This is a genomic window from Pseudomonas sp. NDM (assembly GCF_003105095.1).
Lineage (GTDB): Bacteria > Pseudomonadota > Gammaproteobacteria > Pseudomonadales > Pseudomonadaceae > Aquipseudomonas > Aquipseudomonas moraviensis_A.
Window position 1 is genome coordinate 1 of sequence record NZ_QETJ01000202.1, and the last position, 7,605, is coordinate 7,605.

Here is a 7,605-nt window from a genome sequence, read left to right on the forward strand (position 1 = left end):
GTTTTGCTGGTCGCTTATTGCGCACCGGATGTCGAAAAGCCTTTCAAAGCTTCGCGGTCAGGCTCGGTCCCACAGGTTGAATGTATTTCAAGGTGGGGGCGAGCCTGCTCGCGAAGAGGGCATTAGCAGCAGCGAGTCAATCGTGGTTGGCTTCACCTCGGTAAAACAGCGAATACCCCACCTGCCCCACCGCTTCATTGAGCAACTGCCCGCTCTGCCAGATCGACTTGAACTCCGGCAGCCAGCCACCGAAAGGCCGGGCGTTATCGGTGCCAAGAAAACCCACCGGCGCTGGCACTACTTCGAATCCCGCCTGTTGAAAACTCCACACCGCGCGCGGCATATGCCACGCCTGTGTCACCACGACGACCCGTTTGATCCCCTGCGGCAAGAGAATATCCGCCGTGAACCGCGCGTTTTCCCATGTGGTGCGGCTCTCGCCTTCCTGCCAGCGCACGCTCACGTCGAAGTCATCACGCAACGAATCCGCCATCAATTTCGCCTCGGTCGGTGGCGTGCCGTAATGCAGGCCGCCGCTGGTCAGGATCGGCAAGCCCGAGGCCTTGGCCAGGCGCGCCGCGTAACGCTGACGCTCGAGACCGACGCCGGTTGGCTGGTCTTCGCCCCAGGCGAGATCACCGCGCTCACGTCCCGAGCCCAACACCACAATAGCTTCGGCGCGTTGCCCCAACGTCGCCCATTCCTGCCGGGCCAGCGGCGGCTCGCGCTCCAATGCCTTGGCGCTCCATTGCACCACGACCGGCAGGCTCATCAGCCACAGGCCGCCAAAGCCAAGGGCAAAACACACGCCAGCCAGACGCGGTCGCGAGCGGCGCAGCCACCAGGCGGCCAGCAACAGCAGCAAGAGAATGCCGGGCGGCAATAAAAGTTGTTTGATGAAATATCGAAAGGGCATCGGGCATCTCCAAAGATGCCCGAAGCCTAAGAGTGTTAATCAAGGGTTACAACCAATAGGCGGGATCCTGTAGCAAAAGATCCGTTCCCGACCTGCCATGCGCTTACTTGGCCTGCACAGAGCGAACCTTGCCGGTGTCTCTGCGCGGCGCCTTGTCCTTGAGCCAGATGACCTTGGCCGAATGTGCTGCATCGAGCTGCTTCACTGCTTGAGACAGGCATCCCTGCGTTTCACGTTCACTGCGATCCAGATAGGCCTTGACCAGTTTGAACTCGGCGGGGCTCAAGCCACGCAATTCCAGTTCCAGGGGGCGCTCGTCGCGCAGCCGGTCAGCGGTTTTCACGGCGTCCAGCGCCATGCCCAGACGATCGATCAACCTTTCGTACAACTCGGGTTTCGTTACGTTTTTTTTCCGTTGCTCCACCATCCCTCACCTCATTGAAGATAAGACTCACTCCCCAGTTAGAGCTTAGCTTCGCTGCACGAACCGGCTACACGCCGCGACCAACGGCCCTCGCCACGCAAACCCTCTGGCAAACAGCTGTAATCAGGGTTTCCCTCGGCCAAGCGCGGTCATGTATGCTACGGCGCTTCCTGTCATTCCACTTCCAGCGCACTCGGGCGATCCCGAATGCAGCCGTCGAAGCGGATTAGGCCACCCCTATCCAGTACAAAAGTAGCCATGCACGAACAATATCAGCCACGTGAGATCGAAGCCGCCGCCCAGTCGTTCTGGGATGAGCAAAAGTCCTTTGAAGTCAGTGAACAGCCAGGCAAGGAAACCTACTACTGCCTGTCGATGTTCCCGTACCCCAGCGGCAAGCTGCACATGGGCCACGTGCGCAACTACACCATCGGCGACGTGATCTCGCGCTACCAGCGCATGCAAGGCAAGAATGTTCTGCAGCCAATGGGTTGGGATGCGTTCGGCATGCCGGCGGAAAACGCCGCGATGAAGAACAACGTGGCGCCCGCCAAGTGGACCTACGAGAACATCGCCTACATGAAGTCGCAGCTGCGCAGCCTCGGCCTCGCGGTCGACTGGTCCCGTGAAGTGACCACCTGCAAGCCCGACTACTACCGCTGGGAACAATGGCTGTTCACTCGCCTGTTCGAAAAAGGCGTGATCTACCGCAAGAACGGCACCGTGAACTGGGACCCGGTCGACCAGACCGTGCTGGCCAACGAGCAAGTCATCGACGGACGCGGCTGGCGCTCCGGCGCGCTGATCGAAAAGCGCGAAATCCCGATGTACTACTTCAAGATCACTGCCTATGCGGACGAGCTGCTGGAGAGCCTCGACGAACTGACTGGCTGGCCGGAGCAGGTCAAGACCATGCAGCGCAACTGGATCGGTAAGTCCCGCGGCATGGAAGTGCAGTTTCCGTACAACGTCGACTCGATCGGCGAAGCCGGCACCCTGAAAGTCTTCACCACCCGTCCGGACACCCTGATGGGCGCGACCTACGTCGCCGTGGCGGCCGAGCACCCGCTGGCGACCCTGGCCGCGCAAAACAATCCCGAGCTGCAAGCGTTCATCGCTGAATGCAAGGGCGGCAGCGTCGCTGAAGCCGACGTCGCCACCCAGGAAAAGAAAGGCCTGCCGACCGGCCTGTTCGTCGAGCACCCGCTGACCGGTGAAAAACTGCCGGTGTGGGTCGCCAACTACGTGCTGATGCACTACGGCGACGGCGCAGTCATGGCGGTCCCGGCGCACGACGAGCGCGATTTCGAATTCGCCCACAAGTACAACCTGCCGGTGAAATCGGTAGTGCGCACCAGCTCCGGTGACACCAACCAAGCGCCGTGGCAAGACGCCTATGGCGAGCACGGCACGCTGATCAACTCCGGTGAGTTCGACGGCCTCGACTTCGCTGGCGCGTTCGACGCCATGGAAGTGGCCCTGATCAAGAAAGAGCTGGGCGCCTCGCGCACCCAGTTCCGCCTGCGCGACTGGGGCATCAGCCGCCAGCGCTACTGGGGCTGCCCGATCCCGATCATCCACTGCGCTGCGTGCGGTGACGTACCGGTGCCGGAAGATCAACTGCCGGTCGTATTGCCTGAAGACGTGGTGCCGGACGGCGCCGGTTCGCCGCTGGCGCGCATGCCCGAGTTCTACGAGTGCACTTGCCCGAAATGCGGCCAGCCTGCCAAGCGTGAAACCGACACCATGGACACCTTCGTCGAGTCGTCGTGGTACTACGCCCGTTACGCCTCCCCGCACTTCGAGGGTGGTCTGGTCGAGAAATCCGCCGCCGATCACTGGCTGCCGGTGGATCAGTACATCGGTGGCATCGAACACGCCATTCTTCACCTGCTCTATGCGCGCTTCTTCCACAAGCTGATGCGCGATGAAGGTCTGGTCAGCTCCAACGAGCCGTTCAAGAACCTGCTGACCCAAGGCATGGTGATCGCCGAAACCTACTATCGTCGCGAAGCCAACGGCGCCTACACCTGGTTCAACCCGGCCGACGTCGAACTCGAACGCGACAGCAAAGCCAAGGTCATCAGCGCCAGGCTGAAATCCGACGGCCTGCCGGTGGAAATCGGCGGCACCGAGAAGATGGCCAAGTCGAAGAACAACGGCGTCGACCCGCAGTCGATGATCGACCAGTTCGGTGCCGACACTTGCCGCCTGTTCATGATGTTCGCCTCGCCGCCCGACATGAGTGCGGAATGGTCGGACTCCGGCGTTGAAGGCTCGCACCGTTTCCTCAAGCGTGTCTGGCGTCTGGCGCAAGCCCACGTCACCCAAGGCTTGCCGGGCAAGCTTGAGGTTGGCGCTCTGAGCGACGAGCAGAAATCCGTGCGTCGCGCGATCCACCTGGCGATCAAGCAGGCCAGCCATGACGTCGGCCAAAACCACAAATTCAACACCGCCATCGCGCAAGTCATGACGCTGATGAACGTGCTGGAAAAAGCCGCCCAAGGCACCGAACAGGATCGCGCGCTGCTGCACGAAGGTCTCGAAGCGGTCACTTTGCTGCTGGCACCGATCACCCCGCATATCAGCCATGAATTGTGGAAACAGTTGGGTCACGCCGATGCGGTGATCGATGCCGGCTGGCCGGCGGTGGACGAAAGCGCTCTGGTGCAGGACAACTTGACCCTGGTCATTCAGGTCAACGGTAAACTGCGCGGCCAGATCGAAATGCCGGCCAGCGCCACCCGCGAGGAAATCGAAGCCGCCGCGCGCGTCAACGAGAACGTGCTGCGGTTCGTCGACGGCCTGACCATTCGCAAAGTGATTGTGGTGCCGGGCAAACTGGTCAACATCGTCGCCAGCTAAATTGGATCGGGTGTCGGGTTCGCCTGGCACCCAGTAAAACCTTTCGGGCCGCAGAGTCGGCTCACCTGGTTTCAAGGGGAGCAACACAATGATCAAACGCAATCTGCTGGTGATGGGCCTCGCCGTTCTGCTGAGCGCCTGCGGTTTCCAGTTGCGTGGTACCGGCACCAACGAACTGTCGATCAAGGAACTCGACCTGAGCGCGCGCAATGCCTACGGCGAAACCGTGACGCAACTGCGTCAGGTGCTGGAGTCCAGTGGCGTCAAGATCTACAGCGGCGCGCCGTACAAGCTGTTTCTGGCTGACGAGCAGGAAAGCCAGCGCATCCTCAGCTACGCCGGTGCCGGTCGTACAGGCGAATATCAGGTCAGCACAGTGCTGAGCTACGATATCCGCGGCGAGAAGAACCTGTCGCTGCTCAGCGACAAGCTCGAAGTGCAGAAAGTCTTCATTCATGACGGCAACAACCTCGTCGGTTCCGATCAGGAAGCCAACGATGCCCGTCGCGAAATCCGCCGCGAACTGGTACAGCGCATGATGCTGCGCCTGCAACAGCTGACTCCGGGGCAATTGCAGCAACTGCAGCAAGCCGCCAATGACCGCGCCAAGGCCGAAGCCGACGCGCTGGAAGCGGCACAAAAGGCTGAAGCGGAAACTCCGCGTCAGTCGCCGCTCGAAATCCCGCAGCAGTAAGACGGCCGGGGCGCTCAGGCGCCCCGCTCGCCCTTCCTTATGAAGCTCACCCCCGCGCAACTCGGCAAACACCTGCAAGGCGCACTCGCGCCGGTCTACATCATCAGCGGCGATGACCCGTTGCTGTGTCAGGAAGCCGCCGATGCCATCCGCAGTGCTGCTCGCCAGCAAGGTTTCGACGAACGTCAGGTCTTCGCCGCCGACGCCAATTTCGATTGGGGGACGTTGCTGCAGGCCGGTGCCAGCATGTCGCTGTTCGCCGAAAAACGCCTGTTGGAGCTGCGTCTGCCGTCGGGCAAACCGGGCGACAAAGGCGCGGCCGCGCTGATCGAATATTGCTCGCGCCCCGCCGAAGATACGCTGCTGCTGATCAGCTTGCCGAAGCTCGATGGCAGTGCGCAGAAAACCAAGTGGGGCAAGGCCCTGGTCGAAGGCCAGCAAACCCAGTTCGTGCAGATCTGGCCGGTGGATGCCAATCAACTGCCGAGCTGGATTCGTCAACGATTGTCACAGGCAGGCCTGTCGGCCAGTCAGGACGCTGTCGAATTGATTGCCGCGCGTGTCGAAGGCAACCTGCTCGCCGCCGCCCAGGAAATCGAAAAACTGAAGTTGATGGCCGAAGGTGGGCAGATCACCGTCGAAACCGTGCAGGCCGCCGTGGCCGACAGTGCGCGGTTTGACGTGTTCGGCCTGACCGACGCGGTGCTCAACGGCGAACCGGCTCACGCCCTGCGCATGCTCGAAGGTCTGCGCGGTGAAGGCGTCGAGCCGCCTGTGATCCTTTGGGCGCTGGCGCGGGAGTTGCGCCTGCTGGCCAATATTTCCCTGCAATACACCCAGGGCACACCGCTGGACAAGTGCTTCAGCCAGTCGAAACCGCCGGTCTGGGACAAGCGCAAGCCGCTGATGAGCAAGGCCCTGCAACGCTATTCGGCGCAACGCTGGGCGCAGCTGCTGCTCGAAGCCCAGCGTATCGATGCGCAGATCAAGGGTCAGGCCGCGGGTTCGCCGTGGATGAGCCTTAGCCGTCTGGCTTTATTGATGTCAGGCCAGCGACTGTCATTGCCTGCTGAATAAGATCAAAAGATCGCAGCCTTCGGCAACTCCTACACCGATCCCTGTAGGAGCTGCGGCACGCTGCGATCTTTTGATCTTGTTTTCCTACAAACACTGCCCATATTTGTCCTATAGACAGATGCCCGACATCGGCAGATTATTCCCCCCGCAAAACTCACCTCACCGAGAGAACCCTCATGAGCAAAAAGCCTGCAAAGCATGGCCCCAACAAGGCCAAATCCATCGTCGCCCAGCCCTTGTTCCGCAGCCGCCAGGAACGACCTTCCAAGGGCAAAGGCAGCTACCGCCGCGAAGCCTTCCAGGCTGACAACTGGGAGGCTTCTTGTTTTCTGGCTGCCTGAAGCGCACTACCCCCCGCTCATGTTAAGGTCTGCACCTGATTCGTTTCCCCTGGAACTGTGCATGCCCCCAAGTCTTTCCCGTCGTTGGCCTGTTCGCCAATTGATCGCTGCCTCCAGCTTCATTCTGCTTGTCGCCTGCGCGGAAAAACCCACCGCCGCCGATGCACAACCGCTTCAAGCCGCCCCGGTCACCACGGCCCCAGCGATCATTCCGCCGGTAGTGCCGTCCACCGACCCGCTCGATATTCAACCGACCCAGACCTTTGCCGAATGGCAGGCCGGTTTCCGCAAGGATGCCCTCGCCGCGGGGATTCGTGCCGAGCTGTTCGATCAGGCATTTGCCAATGTCAGCTTCGACGCCAGCGTGATTCGTGCCGATCGCAGTCAGCCAGAGTTCTCCCGCCCCGTGTGGGAATACCTCGACGGCGCGCTGTCGCCACTGCGCGTACGCAAAGGCCAGGCGTTGATCAGCCAGTACGCCGACATTCTGCAAAGCATCGAGCAGCGTTATGGCGTTGATCGCCAGGCGTTGGTGTCGGTGTGGGGCATGGAAAGCAATTTCGGCCAGTTCCAGGGCAGCAAGTCGGTGATCAACTCGCTGGCCACGCTCGCCTACGAGGGGCGTCGCCCGGGCTTTGCTCACGCGCAATTGATCGCCGCCCTGCAGATTCTGCAACAGGGCGATATCACACCGGAGAAGATGCTGGGTTCCTGGGCCGGTGCAATGGGCCAGACGCAGTTCATTCCCACCACCTACAACACCCATGCGGTGGACTTTGACGGTGACGGTCGCCGCGACATCTGGGGCAGCCCGGCGGATGCGCTGGCTTCGACTGCGCATTACCTGCAAAGCTCGGGCTGGCAGCGTGGCCAGCCATGGGGCTTCGAAGTGCAACTGCCGAGCGGTTTCAACTACACCCTGGCGGACGGCGCGATTCGTAAAAGCGTGGCTGAATGGCGGCAACTGGGCGTGAACCTGCCGAACGGCGCTCAGGTTCCGGCAGGTTCAGAACAACTGTCCGCCGCCCTGCTGCTGCCCGCCGGCTATCGTGGCCCGGCGTTTCTGATCCTCGACAACTTCCGGGCGATTCTCAAGTACAACAATTCATCGTCCTATGCACTGGCAGTGAGTCTGTTGTCCGAGCGTTTCGAAGGTGCAGGCCTGATCGATGGCAACTGGCCGAAAGATGTTTTTCAACACATCGACGCCAACGTGGGTCGCCAGATGTTGCGCGGTGACGACCATGCCGTTTTCCGCCGCAACCGGCGCCACCGATGCCGCGTTAGC

The 7,605-nt window shown here is 61.2% G+C and carries 7 protein-coding genes; 5 read left to right on the top strand and 2 right to left on the bottom strand.

Annotated elements, in window-relative coordinates; all coding sequences use genetic code 11:
• Window positions 1–136: 136 nt before the first annotated feature.
• Both DCO47_RS24275 and DCO47_RS24280 read right to left on the bottom strand, forming a co-directional pair.
• On the bottom strand, window positions 137–916 hold the full coding sequence (locus tag DCO47_RS24275) for a YdcF family protein (protein ID WP_042610572.1): 780 nt from the start codon (window positions 914–916) through the stop codon (window positions 137–139).
• 103 nt (window positions 917–1,019) lie between these two features.
• A complete protein-coding gene (locus DCO47_RS24280) occupies window positions 1,020–1,343 on the bottom strand; it encodes a hypothetical protein (RefSeq protein ID WP_024014441.1) in 324 nt (107 codons plus the stop codon).
• 255 nt (window positions 1,344–1,598) lie between these two features.
• Between DCO47_RS24280 and leuS the strand changes: the two genes are divergently transcribed.
• The 5 genes from leuS to DCO47_RS24305 form a co-directional block, all read left to right on the top strand.
• Window positions 1,599–4,205, top strand: a complete 2,607-nt coding sequence (gene leuS, locus DCO47_RS24285) for a leucine--tRNA ligase (RefSeq protein WP_116659094.1) — start codon at window positions 1,599–1,601, stop codon at window positions 4,203–4,205.
• Between the two features lie 88 nt (window positions 4,206–4,293).
• Window positions 4,294–4,899, top strand: coding sequence for an LPS assembly lipoprotein LptE (gene lptE, locus DCO47_RS24290; protein WP_042610574.1), 606 nt, complete (start codon window positions 4,294–4,296; stop codon window positions 4,897–4,899).
• 39 nt (window positions 4,900–4,938) lie between these two features.
• Window positions 4,939–5,976, top strand: coding sequence for a DNA polymerase III subunit delta (gene holA, locus DCO47_RS24295; protein WP_116659095.1), 1,038 nt, complete (start codon window positions 4,939–4,941; stop codon window positions 5,974–5,976).
• 176 nt (window positions 5,977–6,152) lie between these two features.
• A complete protein-coding gene (gene arfA / locus DCO47_RS24300; RefSeq protein WP_116659096.1) occupies window positions 6,153–6,317 on the top strand; it encodes an alternative ribosome rescue factor ArfA in 165 nt (54 codons plus the stop codon).
• A gap of 61 nt (window positions 6,318–6,378) precedes the next feature.
• A partial coding sequence (locus DCO47_RS24305; RefSeq protein ID WP_371919897.1) for a lytic transglycosylase domain-containing protein occupies window positions 6,379–7,605 on the top strand: 1,227 nt, incomplete at its 3' end.

Excerpts from the sequence above, each read along its gene's own strand:
- DCO47_RS24275 (WP_042610572.1), bottom strand. The coding sequence starts at position 916 with ATGCCCTTTCGATATTTCATCAAACAACTTTTATTGCCGCCCGGCATT.
- DCO47_RS24280 (WP_024014441.1), bottom strand. The coding sequence starts at position 1,343 with ATGGTGGAGCAACGGAAAAAAAACGTAACGAAACCCGAGTTGTACGAA.
- leuS (WP_116659094.1), top strand. The coding sequence starts at position 1,599 with ATGCACGAACAATATCAGCCACGTGAGATCGAAGCCGCCGCCCAGTCG.
- lptE (WP_042610574.1), top strand. The coding sequence starts at position 4,294 with ATGATCAAACGCAATCTGCTGGTGATGGGCCTCGCCGTTCTGCTGAGC.
- holA (WP_116659095.1), top strand. The coding sequence starts at position 4,939 with ATGAAGCTCACCCCCGCGCAACTCGGCAAACACCTGCAAGGCGCACTC.
- arfA (WP_116659096.1), top strand. The coding sequence starts at position 6,153 with ATGAGCAAAAAGCCTGCAAAGCATGGCCCCAACAAGGCCAAATCCATC.